This window comes from Burkholderiaceae bacterium DAT-1 (genome assembly GCA_019084025.1).
In the GTDB taxonomy this organism is placed as follows: domain Bacteria; phylum Pseudomonadota; class Gammaproteobacteria; order Burkholderiales; family Chitinimonadaceae; genus DAT-1.
In genome coordinates, this window is the sequence record JAHRBI010000002.1 from 313044 (window position 1) to 330819 (window position 17776).

Here is a 17776-nt window from a genome sequence, read left to right on the forward strand (position 1 = left end):
AGGTTGTTGCTTGTATAGTCAACTTTATTGCCAAGTACCCAAGCAATATCGGAGACCCCATGAGCAGCCTGAACAACAATACCCTGACACTGACACCGGGCGCACTGACGCTCGCACAACTGCGCCGCGTGGATGCGGGTGAGATCAAGCTAGTCCTTGATCCAGCCGCCTTCCCGGCGATCGAGGCCAGCGCCAAAACCATCGAAGCTATTGTGGCACGCGACAAGGCCGCCTATGGTATCAACACCGGTTTTGGCCTGCTGGCCCATACCCGCATTCCTAACGATCAGCTCGAACAGCTGCAAACCAATCTGGTGCTGAGCCATGCCGTAGGCGTGGGCGAGCCAATGAGTGCGCCGGTTGTGCGCCTCCTGATGGTACTGAAGCTGTCCAGTCTGGGCCGTGGCTTTTCCGGCGTGCGCAAGGTGGTCATCGATAATATGGTGACCCTGTTCAATGCCAATGTCCTGCCGGTGATTCCTGTCAAGGGTTCGGTCGGCGCCTCGGGCGATCTGGCACCGCTGTCGCATATGGCGGCTGTGCTGCTGGGTGTGGGCGATGTATTTATCGATGGTCGACGTGCACCCGCCGCTGAAGGTCTGGCGCATGCTGGTGTAGCACCGCTCAAGCTGGCCGCCAAGGAAGGGCTTGCGCTGTTGAATGGCACGCAAGCCTCCACCGCGCTGGCGCTGCACAATCTGTTCAAGATTGAAGACCTGTACAACACCGCGCTGGTATCCGGTGCGCTGTCGGTGGATGCTGCTGCTGGCTCCAGTACGCCGTTTGATCATCGTATTCATGCTCTGCGCGGTCATGCCGGTCAGATCGATGCTGCGGCTGCTGTGCGTACCCTGCTGGATGGCAGCGATATCCGCAATTCGCATACCAACTGCGCCAAGGTGCAGGATCCGTACTGCCTGCGCTGCCAGCCGCAAGTCATGGGCGCCAGCCTCGATAATATCCGTCACGCCGCCAGCGTGCTGCTGACCGAATCCAATGGCGTGAGCGACAATCCGCTGGTGTTTTCCGATACGCAGGAAGTGCTGTCGGGCGGTAATTTCCACGCCGAACCGGTGGCCATGGCCGCTGACTTGCTGGCGATTGCCGCCAGCGAAATCGGTGCCATTTCCGAGCGCCGCGTGGGTCTCTTGATTGATGCGACGCTGTCCAATGGCCTGCCTGCGTTCCTCGTCAACAACGGCGGTGTGAATTCCGGTTTCATGATCGCTCACGTCACCGCCGCTGCGCTGGCCAGCGAAAACAAGACCTACGCACATCCGGCCTCGGTCGATAGCCTGCCAACGTCTGCCAATCAGGAAGACCATGTCTCCATGGCGACCTTTGCCGCACGCAAGCTGGGCGACATCGCCGAAAACGTCTGCAATATTCTGGCGATTGAATTGCTGGCTGCTGCGCAAGGCGTGGATTTCCGCCGTCCGCTGAAGTCGAGCACCACGCTGGAACAAGCCTTCGCCATCATCCGCGAAGAGGTACCGTACTACGCCGAAGATCGTTACTTTGCTCCGGATATCGTGGCGGTAGCCGATCGCGTGCGTGCAGGCCGCTTCTCGGCACTGGCACCATTCCGTTTCGCGTCGCAAGTCGCGTAAGCGCGGGCATCGGGCAAGCAATCACAGGCAAGAGGAAACACACGCATGAGCATGCCAGCTTATCTGGAAATCAAGCGCTACGTACTGGAGGAGATCGAGTCCGGTCGCCTGCGTGCGGGTGATCTGGTGCCTTCGGAAAACGAGCTGGCCCGCCGCTTTGATGTGGCGCGGATGACGGTGAATCGCGCCATCCGCGAACTGGCCGCCGAAGGCGTGCTGACACGTACGCAAGGTTCCGGTACCTACGTGTCCGCAACCAAGCATGCATCCACGTTGGTGGAAATCCGCAGCATCGCCGACGAAATCCGCGCCCGTGGCAATGATCACGAAGCGCAGGTGCTGTCGCTTGGCGAAGTCAAAGCCGATGCCGTGATTGCCCGCGAGATGCAGGTGGAAGAGCGAACCAAGGTTTTCCACTCTGTCATCCTGCATCTGGAAAACGGCCAGCCCATCCAGCTGGAAGAACGTTGGGTGCGCCCGGATGTCGCGCCGGATTATCTTGCGCAAAATTTTGCCCGCCTGACGCCGAATGAATACCTCGTACGCGTGGCGCCGCTTTCCGCAGCGGAATACCGCATCGAGGCCCGCATGCCGGACCGCGTGATTCGCGCCCGCCTGCAGATGGATAAGAACGAACCCTGTTTGATACTCAGCCGGCGCACGTTTTCAGCCGGAAAAGTGGCCACGGTAGCCGTGCTGTATCACCCGGCTCAGCGCTACCAGTTTGCCGGCAGCATGTAAAAGACAATCAAAGGAATTTCAACATGACCGACCCCCGTTTCGACGCCAGCCGCGTCATCCGCGCCCCGCGTGGCACCGAACTCACCTGCAAGAGCTGGCTGACCGAAGCCGCCTACCGCATGATCCAGAACAATCTGGACGCCGAAGTGGCCGAGCATCCGCAATCGCTGGTGGTGTATGGCGGTATTGGCCGCGCAGCGCGTAATTGGGAATGTTACGACAAGATTCTTGATACCCTGAAAACCCTGAACGACGACGAGACCCTGCTGATTCAGTCGGGCAAGCCGGTGGGCGTGTTCCGCACGCATGCTGATGCACCGCGCGTGTTGCTGGCCAATTCCAATCTGGTACCGGCTTGGGCGAACTGGGAACACTTCAACGAGCTCGATAAAAAGGGCCTGATGATGTACGGCCAGATGACGGCTGGCTCGTGGATTTACATCGGCACGCAAGGCATTGTGCAAGGTACCTATGAGACCTTCTACGCAGTCGCCAATCAGCATTTCGATGGCAAGCCTGGTGGCCGCTGGATTCTGACCGGTGGTCTGGGTGGGATGGGTGGCGCACAGCCGCTGGCTGCGACCATGGCCGGATTCTCGATGATCGCCGTGGAATGTGACGAAACCCGTATCGATTTCCGCCTGCGTACCCGCTATGTCGACAAGAAGGCCTACACGCTGGACGAAGCACTGGCGATGCTGGAAGAAGCCAAAGCTGCGGGTAAGCCAGTGTCCATTGGCCTGCTGGGCAACGCGGCCGACATCTTCCCGGAACTGGTGAAGCGCAATATCACCCCGGACGTGGTGACCGATCAAACCTCCGCACATGATCCGGTGCACGGCTACCTGCCGCAAGGCTGGACCGTGGCGCAATGGCGTGAAGCACAGAAGAGCAATCCGGAATCCGTTTCCGCTGCGTCCAAGCCTTCCATGGCCGTGCATGTACAAGCCATGCTCGATCTGCAGGCGCGTGGTGCTGCCACACTGGATTACGGCAACAACATCCGCCAGGTCGCCTTCGATCAGGGCGTACAGAACGCATTCGATTTCCCGGGCTTTGTGCCGGCCTATATCCGCCCGCTGTTCTGCAAGGGCATCGGCCCGTTCCGCTGGGTGGCGCTCTCGGGTGATCCGGAAGACATCTACAAGACCGACCAGAAGGTGAAGGAACTGATTCCGGACGATCCGCACCTGCACAACTGGCTGGATATGGCCCGCGAACGCATTGCCTTCCAGGGTCTGCCGGCGCGTATTTGCTGGGTCGGTCTGGGTGATCGCCATCGTCTGGCGCTGGCTTTCAACGAAATGGTGAAGAACGGCGAGCTGAAGGCGCCGATCGTCATCGGTCGCGACCATCTCGATTCTGGCTCGGTGGCTTCGCCGAATCGCGAAACCGAATCGATGCAGGATGGCTCGGATGCCGTCTCCGACTGGCCGCTGCTCAATGCCTTGCTGAATACGGCTGGTGGCGCGACCTGGGTCTCGCTGCACCACGGTGGTGGTGTAGGCATGGGCTACAGCCAGCATAGCGGCGTGGTGATCGTCTGTGATGGTACCGATGCCGCCGCCAAGCGTCTGGAGCGCGTGCTGTGGAACGATCCGGGTACTGGCGTGATGCGTCATGCCGATGCTGGATACGATATCGCCATCCAGCATGCCAAGGATAAGGGCCTCAACCTGCCGATGGTGAAGTAAGCGATGGACAGCCTGATCCACAACATCCACCTCGCCACCATGACAGGCGAAGGCTACGGCGAGATCATGGATGCGGCCCTGCTGGTCCGTGCCGGGCGCATTGCCTGGCTCGGGCCGCAGGTCGATCTGCCTGCCGACATCGGTCCGGTTGAACGGATCGATGGCAGGGGCGGCTGGCTCACGCCCGGGCTGATTGATTGCCATACCCATCTGGTGTTTGGCGGTAATCGTGCGCATGAGTGGGAGATGCGCCTCAACGGTGCGACCTACGAGGACATCGCCCGCATGGGCGGAGGCATTCGCTCGACAGTGCGTGCAACCCGCGAGGCCAGCGAGGATCAGCTGTTTATCAGTGCGCTTGGCCGGCTAGATCGACTGCTGGCCGATGGCGTCACAACGGTTGAGATCAAGTCCGGTTACGGGCTCGATCTGGAGAATGAGCGCAAGATGCTGCGCGTGGCACGCCGACTGGCGTTGGCGCGTGGCATCACCGTGCGCACCACCTATCTGGCTGCGCACGCATTGCCGCCGGAATTCGATGGCCGGGCCGATGCCTATATCGACGCCTGCATCGAATGGATGGGGGTACTGAACAGCGAAGGGCTGATCGATGCCGTGGATGCGTTCTGCGAAACCATCGGCTTCAGCCCCGCGCAAACCGAAAAGCTGTTCACTGCCGCCAAGTCTCTGGGCCTGCCGGTGAAACTGCATGCCGAACAACTGAGCGATCAGGGCGGTAGCGGCCTCGTGGCGCGATTTGGCGGCTTGTCAGCTGACCACATCGAATGGCTGAATGAAACCGACATCGCAGCCATGAAAGCCTCGGGCACGGTTGCCGTCCTCCTGCCTGCTGCCTTTTATTGCCTGCGCGAAACAAAGGTCCCGCCGATCGCCGCACTGCGCGCAGCCGGTGTGCCGATGGCCGTTTCAACCGACTGCAATCCCGGTACTGCGCCAGTGACCTCGCTGCTGGCCACGCTGAACATGGCCTGCACCCTGTTCCGCCTCACGCCGCAGGAAGCGCTCAAGGGCGTAACTTTGAATGCGGCCAAGGCGCTGGGTATAGCTGATCAAACCGGTTCCCTCGAAGTCGGCAAGCGTGCTGACCTCGCCCTGTGGCAGATTAGTCGTCCAGCCGAGCTGTGCTACTGGCTGGGGGCGGCGCCGCTGGTGCGCAGCTGGCAGAGTGGCAACCAATAAATCAGGAGCGATCATGAACCACCCCATCAACATGTCCCTCTGGACCGGCCGGATCGACGCTGATGAAGGCGCGCTGGCACGTCGCTGGCACGAGCGCATCAGTGCCATCCACCCGGAAGCCGCACCCGGCGTGGCGATTCTGGGCTTTGCCTGCGATGCGGGCGTGCAGCGCAATCAGGGTCGCCCCGGTGCCAAACATGGCCCGACAGCGATTCGCAAGGCACTGGCTGGTCTGGCATGGCATCACAGCCAGCCAGCATGGGAAGCGGGCGATGTGGTGTGCGAAGGCGATGCGCTGGAAGCGGCTCAGGCCGAACTGTCGGCGCGTGTGGCCGGTTTGCTGGATGCCGGACATTTCCCCATCGTGCTGGGCGGCGGGCATGAGATTGCTTTTGGCAGCCACCAGGGTCTGGCCGCATTTGCGGCGCAGCACGTGAATCTGTTTGGTCGCGAACCGCGCATCGGCATCATAAACTTCGATGCGCACTTTGATCTGCGCGGCTCCATCCTGCCTTCATCGGGTACACCCTTCCGCCAGATCGCCGAAGCCACTCAGGCCGATGGTAATCCCTTCCACTATCTGGTGTTCGGCATTGCCGAAACCGGGAACACCGAAGCACTGTTTCATCGTGCGCGTGAGCTGGGGGTGGAATGGCATCTGGACAATGAATGTACCCGCGATCGTCTGAGTGATCTGCAATCGGCTGTCGAACAATTTGCCAGCAAGGTCGATTGGCTGTATCTGACGGTGTGCCTTGATGTGCTTCCGGGCGCCTGGGCGCCGGGTGTATCGGCACCGGCTGCGCTGGGCGTGGAGCCAACTGTTGTGGAGTCATTGATCCAGACCATCAAGGCTACCGGCAAACTGAAGCTGGCTGATATCGCCGAGCTGAACCCTGATATGGACATCGATTCCCGCACAGCGAAACTGGCTGCGCGTCTGGTGTGGCAAATCGCCAAATAATCGCGGTGCACGGATGGCTGTCATCGCACTGTGATGGTGCGGTGCGCCATCGCTGTTACAATGCCTCTACTATTTGAAGGGGAGAGGGTGCATGAAGCGTGTTGTCTATGCGGGGAGTTTTGATCCGCTGACCAATGGTCACCTGTGGATGATCGAGCAGGGCTATCGCCTGTTTGACGAGATCATCGTGGCGATTGGCGTGAATCCGGACAAGCGTTGCACCTTCAGCGTGGAAGAACGCATCGAGATGCTGAAGGAGTGTACCCAGCATCTGCCCAATCTCAAGCTGGCCAGCTTCGAGCACCAATTCCTCGTGCACTACGCCCAGTCGGTAGGCGCGAACTACATCCTACGCGGCATCCGTACCGCCAGCGATTATGAATACGAGCGTACCATGCGCTACATCAACGCCGACCTCGTCACCTCCATCGACACCGTTTTCCTGATGCCGCCGCGCGAATTCGCCGAAGTCAGCTCCACCATGGTCAAGGGCTTGGTCGGGCCGCAGGGCTGGGAAGCCGTGCTGCGCAACTATGTGCCCGCACCGGTGCATCGCCGGTTTATCGAGATGACGCTGAAGCAGGATTGATTCAGCCGAATCACCCCGCCTTCAGCTAAAATGCGGTATTCCGCCCCGATTGAATACCGCATGTCTGCCATCGAAGAATTCCGCAACCGGCTTGCCAAGTCCTACAAACACACCGCCAAATGGGCGCGCAAGCAGGGCATTACCTGTTTCCGCATCTACGATCGCGATGTGCTGCAATATCCTGTCGCCATTGATCTGTACGGCGATCGCGTGCACGTAGCCGAGTTCGAGACAGGCTGGCAGCAAACCGATGAAGAACATGCCGCATGGGCGGCGGATGTACGTGCGGTCATCACCGATGTGCTCGGACATGAACCCGCCGATTTCGCCTTCAAGATGCGTCGCCGTCAGCGAGGCGAATCGCAGTATGAAAAGACCGGCGAAACGGGAAACGATTTTGTCGTCGAGGAAAACGGCCGCCGCTTCTGGGTGAACTTGCACGCCTATCTCGATACTGGCCTCTTTCTCGATCATCGTAATACCCGTAAACGCGTGGGCGAAGAGGCGGCAGGCAAGCGTGTGCTGAACCTGTTTTCCTATACCGGCAGCTTTAGCGTCTATGCGGCCACGGGCGGCGCAGATGAAACCGTCACAGTGGATCTCTCTAATACCTACCTCGATTGGGCCAAGCGCAATTTCGAGTTGAATGGCATGGCCGAGGCCAAGCATACCCGTGTGCGGGCAGATGTGTTCCGCTATCTGGCCGATGCCGTGCGCACATACGAGCGATTTGATCTCATCGTGATGGACCCGCCGAGCTTCTCCAATTCGGCAAAGATGCAGGATATTCTCGATGTGCAGCGTGATCATGTGAAACTGGTGAATCAGTGTCTGGAAATTCTGTCGCCGGGCGGCGTGCTGTATTTCTCCAATAATCTGCGCGGCTTCAAGCTGGATGATAAGCTGGTACCCAAGTGCAAGGACATCAGTGCACAATCCGTACCGGACGATTTCCGCAATCGCAAGATCCACCAGTGTTTTCGCTTTCAAGTATAAGCGGTGCATATATCGGTGATTCAGTACCGATTCAGGTGGTAGCAGGATGATGAGATCATCCAGTCAATTGATTGATAAGAATTAAATGGAGGCAAACATGAAAAAATATCTGATGCTGACCCTTGCAGCTGCCCTGATGAGCGGCTGCGCCAGTCTGAGCGAAGGCCAGTGCAAAAATGGTGACTGGTACGGTATTGGCGATGCAGATGGCCGCAATGGCGAGCCGGAGCGCATCCAGCAACACACCGAAGCTTGCAGCAAGTATGGCGTTGTGCCGAACGCGCAGGTGTATTTCGCTGGTCGTCAGCATGGCCTGCAATCTTACTGCACGCCCGCCAATGGCTATCGTGAAGGCCGCGCCGGTCGCGAGTATGAGAATGTCTGTCCGGCCAGCGTAAACCAGTCCTTTGTCGAACAGTACAACATTGGTCGCGAACGCCGCAGTCTCGAAAACAAGGTCTCCCGAGCAGAAGAAATATTGCATAGTCGTCGTGCCGAAATTCGCCGTCTGGATGACCTGATCGTCAAGGCCGATAAGGAAGAAGATCGCAAGCGCATCCGTCGTGACCGCGATGATGCTGCGCGCAGCCTTTACGAGCTGGAAGACAACCTTGACCGTGCCCGGATGGAATTGCGTGATTTCAAGGATACGCATCCGGAGCCATTCGGCTCCTGATCATCGCCTGTGACCTGAGTGAAATCATGAACCTCATCGACACCACCCGCTATGCAGCCCGTCGCGCCCGCCTGATCAGCCAGCTGGGCGATGGCTTTGCCATTGTGCCCACAGCCAGCACCAAGGTTCGCAATGGGGATGCAGACTATGCCTATCGCTTTGATTCGGATTTCCACTATCTGTGCGGATTCCCCGAGCCAAATGCCATTCTGGTGATGGTGGGTGGTGATACGCCACGCAGCATCCTGTTTTGTCAGGCTAAAAATGTCGAGATGGAAATCTGGGAAGGCTTCATTTACGGCCCGGATGCTGCGCGAGAGGTCTTTGGTGTCGATGAAGCGCGCTTGATCAGTGATTTCGATCGGGACTTGCCCGCACTGCTGGCTGGACGGCCACAGGTGTTTTTTCCGGTAGGGGCAGACGCTGGCTTTGATCAGCGGATATATAAGGCTGTGGCCACTGCCCGTCAGCAGGCGCGCTCCGATGCACTGGCCAGCGTGTTTGTCGATGTGCGCACCCTGACTGCGGCCATGCGCCTGATCAAGGACGAGCACGAAATCGCCATCATGCGTGAAGCTGGCCGTATTTCTGCTGATGCGCATATCCGGGCGATGCGAAATACGCGCCCGGGCATGATGGAGTACGAGGTCGAAGCGGAGCTGCTGTATCACTTCTATCGCCATGGTAGTCGAGCTCCCGCATACAATTCGATTGTGGCGGGCGGCAAGAACGCCACCTGCCTGCACTACGGCGCCAATGATCAGCGTCTGAACGATGGTGAGTTGCTGCTAATCGATGCAGGGTGCGAGTTACAGGGCTACGCGGCCGACATTACCCGTACCTTTCCGGTCAACGGCAAATTCACTGGCCCGCAGCGCGATGTATATCAACTAGTGCTGACAGCGATGCAGGCAAGTTTTACACAGATCAAACCCGGTGCGCGGCGAATCGCCTACCATGACGCTGCCGTGCGTGTACTGACACAAGGGTTGGTGGATCTGGGCGTGCTCAAGGGCGAGGTGGATGGCCTGATCGAGCAAAAGGCATTCCGTCAGTTTTACATGCACGGCACCGGCCACTGGCTGGGGCTGGATGTACATGATGCCGGTGAATATACCGAGCAAGGTGAGTCCGTTATCCTGCGTCCGGGCATGGCGCTGACGGTGGAACCGGGCCTGTATTTCCGTCCGGCGGACAATGTCCCCGCCCACTTTGTCGACATCGGCATCCGTATCGAAGACGATCTGGTGGTCACCGACGGCGGCTATATCAACCTGACCGAGGGTGTGCCCAAGGCGGTGGATGAGATTGAAGCGCTGATGGCGTTGGGACCGCTGTAAAGTCGCAATATACAAAGCTGTTGCGGTGAAATAGCCGGCAACGCACTGATAACCTGATTGAAATGAATGGCAAGCATGCTGGTATCCGAACTTCCCTCGCATGTTGATCTGTTGATCGTAGGTGGTGGCCCGGTAGGCGGCGCCCTGGCCTTGCTGCTGGCGGATGCCGGTTTGTCGATCGCCGTAGTGGAAGCGCGCGCCGAGCCGGCTCGTGATCCGCGTGCACTGGCGATTGCCTATGCCACCCGCCAGTGTTACGACCAACTGGGTGTACAACTGGGCGACGCTGGAACTGCGATCCGCACTGTGCATGTCTCGCAAGAGCAGGCCTTTGGCCGCGTGAAGCTGGATTGCAGCGAGCTGGAACTGCCTGAGCTGGGCGAAGTGATGCCCTATGGCGTGCTGGCGACGGCGATTGACCAGCGCCTGCGCGTGCAGACGTCTATTCACTATCTGACCGGTGCAAAAGTCGAGGCCTTGCAGAGTCTGGATGGTTACGCTGTCGCGTCAATCCAGCGAGGCGAGTCAAATCATACGGTCACCGCCGGGATGGCTGTGCTGGCAGAAGGCGGCAATCTGCTCGCCGGGCTGGGGATTCAGCAGCGTGTCGAGGACTACCATCAGACCGCCGTGCTGGCCGATATCACCACCTCGCAGCCCCATGGCTATGTGGCATGGGAACGCTTTGCGCATGATGGCCCGATTGCCTTTTTGCCGCGTGGCAGCAGCCGCGACGGACAATACGCAGTGGTGTGGACCCGTCCGGCCGAGGATGAGCTGGATGTATTCAATCTGCCGGATGCGGATTTCATCGCAGCGCTGCAAGCGCGTATTGGCGATCGGATTGGCCGCATTGAGTCGGTTGGCGAGCGTGCACAGTTTCCGCTCAAGCTGCGCTGGGCCGAACAGGTTACAGCGCGGCGTGTGGCCGTGGTAGGCAATGCTTCGCAAACCCTGCATCCGGTGGCGGGGCAGGGTCTGAATCTGGGATTACGTGATGCGCAGACACTGGCCCGCGTGATCCGTACCACCCGTCCCGATCAGCTGGGGCAGTCTGCCATGCTGGCCGAATACGCCCGCTTGCGCAAACGCGACAGCATGATGACTATTGGCTTTACCGATAACCTGATCCGGCTGTTCGGGCTGGATAGCGCGCCATTGCGTCATGCCCGCGCGCTCGGATTTGTCGCGCTGGATAACGTCAAGCCATTGCGCCGTGCCTTTGCCGGCCGCATGGTCTTTGGTTCCATCTAGGCAGATTCATTTCCGCATTCATTATTTTGACCGCACGCCTGCAGACTGAAGCGCATATGACTCATCAAACAGAATTCGACATCATCGTGATCGGCGGCGGACTGGTGGGTGCCAGTGCGGCGCTTGCCCTGAGTCAGCGCTGGCGTGTGGCCTTGCTGGAACGTCAGGTGCCGGAAGCGCCGTCGACTGCTGCCGATGAATGGGATCCGCGTGTGTATGCGATCAGCCCCGGTAGCCGTGCGTTCATCGAGTCAAACGGTGGCTGGTCACTGGGCGCAGATCGTGCCGGGCCGATCCGGGCGATGGACGTGCGGGGCGATGCCGGTGGACGTATCCGCTTCGATGCAGCAGAAATCGGCAAGGATGAACTGGCCGTACTGTGTGAAAACCGCAGCCTGCAATGGTCGATCTGGTCGGCGATTCAGGAGCGCGTCACTTGCCTGACCGGCACGACAGTTGCCAGTTATACCGTCGATCAGCATGGCGTGGACGTGGCGCTGGCGGATGGCCGTACGCTGCGTAGCAAATTACTGGTGGGCGCTGATGGAGCACGTTCCTGGGTGCGGGAAACGGCGGGTATCGGTTTCAAGCGCTGGCCTTATCATCAGAATGGTGTGGTGGCGAACTTTGAATGTGCACAACCGCATCAAGGCATCGCCCGTCAGTGGTTCCGTGAAGATGGCATTCTCGCGTGGCTGCCCTTGCCGGGCAATCGTATTTCGATCGTGTGGTCATGTGGTGATGCGCTCAAGGATGAGCTGCTGGCTCTGTCGCCCGAGGCGCTGGCGGATAAGGTCGCGCGTGCTGGCGGCAATAGCCTCGGCGCCTTCCGTACGCTGACGACTGCAGCGGCATTCCCACTGGCTCTGGGGCGCGCAGAGAAGGTGTTTGACGACCGTATGGTACTGATTGGCGATGCGGCGCATACCATACACCCGCTGGCAGGGCAGGGTGTGAATCTGGGCTTTGGCGATGCACGCGTGCTGGCTGATGTGCTGGGTAGATTGCCCGGACGTGATCCGGGTGACCGTATGGCACTGGCGCGTTTTGCGCGCGAGCGCAAGGAAGACGTGCTGCTAATGCAGTCTGTGTGCGATGGCTTGCAGAAACTGTTCGGGCATCAGCATGCATTTGTGGGCAAGCTGCGCAATGTTGGTCTGAGCCTCACCAACCGTGTGGCTCCAGTTAAACGCATCCTGATGCAGCAAGCGTTTCGCTAGGTTATGTTCAGTCGGTATTGAGCGAGCGTACAGCCGCGGCAATCACGCTCTCGAGTTTGCCGGCGGTAAAGGGTTTGACGATAAAGCCGTCAGCCTGATGTTTGAGGGCTTCCTGTACACGGCTGATGGTTGCTTCAGCCGTCATCATGATGACCTTGGGTGGCCGACTGCCCGATTTCAACTCTTTCAATACGCTCAGGCCATCGGCACCGGGCAGATTGATATCCAGAATGACCAGATCCGGCTCACGTGTGCGAACGTCATGTAAGCCTGCTTCGGCCGTTTCGCAGGATGCGAGCATGTCGATGCCCATATCCTTCAGAATGCCCTGCACAAGCGTGCGAATGAGCTTGTCATCGTCAATCACCACAAAAGTGATTTTGCCATTCAGTGCCATGCGTGTGTTTCCATCCGGTCGCGGTCGACTGATTTGTACAGCACTGCTGTGCTGATGGCGAAGTGCCAGCTGATATACTGCTGGCTTGCCGACTTTCCCCGATTGCGTCCATGCCTGCTATCCAGTTATTGCCCGATCACCTGATCAACCAGATTGCCGCTGGTGAAGTGGTCGAGCGCCCTGCGTCTGCGCTCAAGGAAATGATGGAGAACAGCCTGGATGCGGGCGCCAGTACCATTAGCGTAGACCTCGCCGAAGGGGGAAGCAAACTCATCCGGGTGAGTGATGACGGTGGCGGCATCGATAAAAGCGATCTGGTGCTGGCGCTGTCCCGGCATGCCACAAGCAAAATCGCGTCTTTACAGGATCTCGAACAAGTCCGTTCACTGGGATTCCGTGGTGAAGGGCTGGCCAGTATTGCGTCTGTCTCCCAGCTGATTCTCAGTAGTCGGGTGCGCGGCGCTGACAAGGCCTGGCGGGTAGAGGCCGATAACGGCCGCATTGGCGAGGCTGAGCCCGCGGCGCTAATGGCGGGGACGGTGGTAGAAGTGCGGGATCTGTATTTCAACGTACCCGCCCGTCGAAAATTCCTGAAGTCAGCGACTACGGAATACGGGCATTGTGAAGATGTCTTCCGGCGCATGGCACTATCGCGCCCCGATGTGAGCATGACGCTGACCCACAATGGACGCGTCATCTGGCGCTTGCGGGCTGGCGATCTGGGGGAGCGAGTGACCCAATTGCTGGGCGATGATTTTTCAGCATCCATGCTGACGATTGACGAAACTGCCGGGCCGTTGCGTGTACAGGGGTTTGCCGGGTCGCCCACCGTGTCGCGCGCCGGTCGCGATGCGCAATTCTGCTTTATCAATGGCCGCTTTGTGCGCGACAAGGTGGTGGTACATGCCGTGCGCGAAGCCTATCGCGACGTGCTGCATCTTGAACGTCATCCTTGCTATGTGATATCGCTGGAGATGCCGCCCGAGATGGTGGATGTCAACGTGCACCCCACCAAGATCGAAGTGCGCTTCCGCGAATCGCAGGCAGTGCATCGTTTCATGTTCCATGCATTGCACAAAACCCTCGCCTCGACACGTGCGGGGCGTGAACAGGACGCCCACGCAATCGAATCCGAGGGCGTGATACCTGCCTCAGGCGGTGAGCAGCCAGCATTTGCCCGCCCTCAGCCACCTGCTTTTCAGCAAACCCGCATGAACTTTGCATCGCCTGCAGTCGCGCCATCAAGTAGCGGGCAGTTTTACGAGCGACTGTTCGGCGATATCAAGCGTGAACCGGCAAGTGCAGGCATCGTTGCGGAATCTGTACCTGTCTTTCAAGCTGTTATGCCTAGTAACACGGCAGCCGTCATGGTGGCCGATGAAGACGGCTTCCCGCCGCTGGGTTTTGCGCTGGCGCAGCTGCACGGCGTATACGTACTGTCGCAGGCGCGCGACGGCCTGATTGTGGTCGATATGCATGCGGCGCACGAACGCATCGTCTACGAAAGGCTCAAGCTGGCACTGGATGGCGAAGCCATGCCCGTTCAGCCTTTGCTGCTGCCGCTGGCCTTTCCGGCAGATACACTGGATGTGGCAACGGTAGAGCAGTCGGGTGAGCTGCTGGCAAAGATCGGGTTTGAACTGGCGGCGATGGGACCCAACCAGCTGGCCATTCGGGCACTTCCTCTAATGCTGAAAGATGCCGATCCGGTTGGATTAGCGCGCGCAGTGTTGCTGGATATCCGCGAAGTGGGCGCCAGCCGAGTGCTCACCGATCACCGCGACAGCCTGCTGGCAACTATGGCTTGTCATGGTGCCGTACGCGCCAATCGTACACTCACCCTGCCGGAAATGAATGCACTGTTACGTGAAATGGAAGTCACCGAGCGCAGTGGGCAATGCAATCATGGCCGCCCCACGTGGTTCCGCCTCGGGATGAATGATCTCGACAAAATGTTCATGAGAGGCCAGTAAGATGTCGAGCCTGCCTGTTGTCTTTCTCATGGGGCCGACCGCCAGCGGTAAAACCGATCTGGCCATCGAATTGCTTGAACGCTTTCCGGTCGAGCTGATTTCGGTCGATTCTGCTCTCGTTTTCCGCGATATGAATATCGGCACAGCCAAACCGGATGCCGAGACCCTTGCGCGCGCACCGCATCACCTCATCGATATCATCGACCCGACCGAGGCCTATTCGGCGGCGCAGTTCGCCAGTGATGCCGAGCGGCTGATCCGAGACTGTCATGCACGCGATAAGATTCCGTTACTGGTCGGTGGCACCATGCTCTATTTCAATGCCCTACAGCATGGATTGCATGATCTGCCGCAGGCCGATCCGGTATTGCGCGCAAAGCTCGATGCCGAAGCCGCTGAACTGGGCTGGCCCGCGATGCATGCCCGTTTAGCCGAGCTTGACCCCCCAACGGCTGCGCGCCTGCAACCCGGCGATTCGCAGCGGGTACAGCGTGCGCTGGAGATCGTGCTGGCAACCGGCAAACCCATGTCTGCCTGGCTGGCCGAACAAAAGCCGCACGAATTTCCCTGGCAGTTGCACAAAATCGCACTGGTGCCTTCCGATCGTGCAGTGCTACACGGACGAATTGAGAAACGGTTCGATCAGATGTTGTCACATGGACTACTGGATGAAGTCGAATCGCTGCGCAGGCAATACGCGCTGGATCTCAATCTGCCCTCCATGCGCTGTGTGGGTTATCGCCAGACCTGGCAGTATCTGGATGGCGATCTGAGTTATCAGGACATGCGTGATCAGGGCATTTATGCCACACGTCAGCTCGCCAAGCGTCAATTAACCTGGATGCGGGGAATGACAGACCTAATTACAGTAGACTCCCTGTTACCAGACGCGAGCCAGCGCGTGATGGATGCATTCCCGGGCAGGTAATGTAAGCCATGCATTGCGCTGTGATCTCAAAGGGGATGACCCGTGCAAGTGCGCACTCATCCTCGTATTGCGAAGGAGAATAAATTGAGGACAAATCGTCTCGTCACTGCCTTGTGTGGATGCTTTGCCGTTTTGCTTTTGCTTCCCATGACTCTATGGGGAGCCAGTGCAAATGAGAAACTGTCCCCACCGACCTTGGAAACACTCTATGCTGCTCCAGCCTATCAGTCCCCTGTTTTGTCACCGGATGGCAGCAAACTGGCGATCCTTAAACGCATAGATGGTCGCATGGCACTGGTGGTGCTCGATCTCGATCACAAATCAGTCAAAATCGCCTCTGCCAGTAAGGAGTGGGATATCGTCGATCCTTACTGGATCAATAACAACCGGCTGGTATTCTCCATTTCCGATACCAAAGTTGTATGGTCGGAAAATCATGGTGGCGGATTATTTGCGGTGAATGCCGATGGGACAGGATTCCGCAGATTAGGCATGACGGTACAGCAAGCGATTGCAGAAAATGCGATCTATCGGCCGATGACTTTGCTTAGGCGGGTGGGCGATGGATCGAATGATATCCTGGTCGAATATAACGAACGAAATAGCGATGATGGGTTTGGTGGGACGGATGTTTATCTGCTGGATACCACCAACGGTCGGAAAAAATTGCTGTCCTTTGTCAGTCCCGGCCACGTTCAAGGCTGGATTGTGGATGGAAATAATCAGGTGCGGGTTGCGGTGTCATTCGATAATGACGATGCCGCCAAGCAGGTTCGTACCACCGTCTATTATCGTGAACATAATGATGCAAAATGGCGTGTGATGACATCTTATCTTTATGGAGAGGCTGGATTTTCTCCGCTAAGATTTGATGCTGATAATCAAACACTCTACGTAACCGGTCGAACCGACGAAGATAAAAATGCCATTTATAAATGGGATTTTGAGCATGGAAAGCCGGGGGAGCTGTTAATTGCACATCCTCAAGCGGATGTCGAGGGCGGCTTGATTACCGATCAGCAAGGCAAAGTCATTGCCGTGCTGGTGAATGCGCTGATGCCCGAGATGTATTATTTCGATGAGGAACGGGCAAATTTGCAGGCGCAAATTGATGCTGTCCTACCCGGACGAATTAATTATATTCAGGTCGCTGGCAAACGCGCAATTGTTTACAGCCAGGCTGAAACTGATATGGGCAGAGTCTATTTTATGGATGTCGAAAAGCTGCGGCTGGAGCAGCTTTTTGACTCAAGCCCCGATATTCATCCCGACGCCATGGGGCATGCGCGTGCATACGCCTACAAGGCCAGAGATGGATTGGATATTCCGGCGTATCTCACACTCCCACCCGGTGGGGCGAAGAAGCTGCCGCTCGTGGCCTATATTCATGGCGGCCCAGATGTCAGAGATACCTGGGGATATGATCCAATCGTTCAGCAACTTGCAACTGCAGGATATGCCGTCTTTCAACCCCAGTTCCGGATGAGTACCGGTTTTGGCTGGAAGCTATTCCGTTCTGGCTGGAAACAATGGGGATTGACGATGCAGGATGATATTACCGATGGCATCCAGCAATTGGTTGATGATGGCATTGTCGATCCGGCGCGTATCTGCATCATGGGTGCCAGCTATGGTGGCTATGCGGCAATGTATGGTGTCGCCAAGACGCCGGATCTGTATAAATGCGCGGTGAACTTTGTCGGCGTGACCGATATCAGCCTGTTGTACTCCGTTACGTGGGGCGATACCGCGGGCAGTGCATTTGCAAAATATAGCCTGAAAGATATGCATGGCGATCCCGATAAGGATCAGGATTACATGCGGAAAGCTTCCGTGCTTGAAAATGCAGATAAAATCAAAGCCCCCGTACTCATGGCGTATGGTTCTGATGATATTCGGGTGCCGCTGATTCATGGTCAGCGTATTCGCGATCTACTTCAGAAAAAAGGCAATACGGTTGAGTGGAAAGTGTATGCCGGTGAAGGACACGGATGGTCTAAGCTTGAAAATCGCTTGGATTGGGCGGCGCGTTTCCAGTCTTTTATAGACCGGTATATTGGTGATTGCGCAGATAGCAGTAAGTCTGGCAATTAATGATCCTAAACCGGCCTGATTGATTCGCGTGAAATGGCCGTACTTACGTGGGTGAGTGCGGTCTTCACACGACGTAAAACAGGATACTTTAACTGGATGA

The 17776-nt window shown here is 57.8% G+C and carries 15 protein-coding genes; 14 read left to right on the forward strand and 1 reads right to left on the reverse strand.

From position 1 onward, the window contains the following. The first annotated feature begins 59 nt into the window (after positions 1-59). The 11 genes from hutH to KSF73_04695 all read left to right on the forward strand — a co-directional run bounded on the left by hutH (position 60) and on the right by KSF73_04695 (position 12284). Positions 60-1610, forward strand: a complete 1551-nt coding sequence (gene hutH / locus KSF73_04645) for a histidine ammonia-lyase (protein MBV1774998.1) — start codon at positions 60-62, stop codon at positions 1608-1610. A gap of 45 nt (positions 1611-1655) precedes the next feature. Next, on the forward strand, positions 1656-2351 hold the full coding sequence (hutC, locus tag KSF73_04650; protein ID MBV1774999.1) for a histidine utilization repressor: 696 nt from the start codon (positions 1656-1658) through the stop codon (positions 2349-2351). 23 nt (positions 2352-2374) lie between these two features. Continuing rightward, positions 2375-4045: a urocanate hydratase gene (locus KSF73_04655; protein ID MBV1775000.1), complete on the forward strand. Its 1671-nt coding sequence runs from the start codon at positions 2375-2377 to the stop codon at positions 4043-4045. Positions 4046-4048: 3 nt separating this feature from the next. Next, positions 4049-5245 carry an imidazolonepropionase gene (gene hutI / locus KSF73_04660; protein ID MBV1775001.1) on the forward strand — a complete coding sequence of 399 codons (1197 nt, stop codon included), beginning with the start codon at positions 4049-4051 and terminating at the stop codon, positions 5243-5245. 13 nt (positions 5246-5258) lie between these two features. Further along, complete coding sequence (gene hutG, locus KSF73_04665) at positions 5259-6209, forward strand: formimidoylglutamase (GenBank protein MBV1775002.1); 951 nt, start codon at positions 5259-5261, stop codon at positions 6207-6209. Between the two features lie 91 nt (positions 6210-6300). Next, entirely contained in the window at positions 6301-6798 is a 498-nt protein-coding gene (gene coaD / locus KSF73_04670; protein ID MBV1775003.1) for a pantetheine-phosphate adenylyltransferase, read from the forward strand. A 30-nt stretch (positions 6799-6828) separates the two neighbouring features. Next, entirely contained in the window at positions 6829-7794 is a 966-nt protein-coding gene (locus tag KSF73_04675) for a class I SAM-dependent methyltransferase (protein MBV1775004.1), read from the forward strand. A gap of 97 nt (positions 7795-7891) precedes the next feature. Beyond that, complete coding sequence (locus KSF73_04680; protein ID MBV1775005.1) at positions 7892-8470, forward strand: DUF2799 domain-containing protein; 579 nt, start codon at positions 7892-7894, stop codon at positions 8468-8470. A gap of 26 nt (positions 8471-8496) precedes the next feature. Then, entirely contained in the window at positions 8497-9810 is a 1314-nt protein-coding gene (pepP, locus tag KSF73_04685) for a Xaa-Pro aminopeptidase (GenBank protein MBV1775006.1), read from the forward strand. A gap of 75 nt (positions 9811-9885) precedes the next feature. Next, on the forward strand, positions 9886-11064 hold the full coding sequence (locus KSF73_04690; GenBank protein ID MBV1775007.1) for an FAD-dependent monooxygenase: 1179 nt from the start codon (positions 9886-9888) through the stop codon (positions 11062-11064). 56 nt (positions 11065-11120) lie between these two features. Continuing rightward, positions 11121-12284 carry a UbiH/UbiF family hydroxylase gene (locus KSF73_04695; GenBank protein MBV1775008.1) on the forward strand — a complete coding sequence of 388 codons (1164 nt, stop codon included), beginning with the start codon at positions 11121-11123 and terminating at the stop codon, positions 12282-12284. 7 nt (positions 12285-12291) lie between these two features. Here the strand turns inward: KSF73_04695 and KSF73_04700 are convergent, their stop codons facing one another. Beyond that, positions 12292-12681: a response regulator gene (locus tag KSF73_04700; GenBank protein MBV1775009.1), complete on the reverse strand. Its 390-nt coding sequence runs from the start codon at positions 12679-12681 to the stop codon at positions 12292-12294. 110 nt (positions 12682-12791) lie between these two features. Between KSF73_04700 and mutL the strand changes: the two genes are divergently transcribed. The 3 genes from mutL to KSF73_04715 are packed head-to-tail and all read left to right on the forward strand — an operon-like array spanning position 12792 to position 17676. Further along, positions 12792-14654 carry a DNA mismatch repair endonuclease MutL gene (gene mutL, locus KSF73_04705; GenBank protein MBV1775010.1) on the forward strand — a complete coding sequence of 621 codons (1863 nt, stop codon included), beginning with the start codon at positions 12792-12794 and terminating at the stop codon, positions 14652-14654. A 1-nt stretch (position 14655) separates the two neighbouring features. After that, on the forward strand, positions 14656-15582 hold the full coding sequence (miaA, locus tag KSF73_04710) for a tRNA (adenosine(37)-N6)-dimethylallyltransferase MiaA (protein MBV1775011.1): 927 nt from the start codon (positions 14656-14658) through the stop codon (positions 15580-15582). Between the two features lie 42 nt (positions 15583-15624). After that, the gene (locus KSF73_04715; GenBank protein MBV1775012.1) at positions 15625-17676 is read left to right on the forward strand and encodes a S9 family peptidase; all 2052 of its coding nucleotides are present in this window, start codon (positions 15625-15627) and stop codon (positions 17674-17676) included. The last annotated feature ends 100 nt before the right edge of the window (positions 17677-17776 follow it).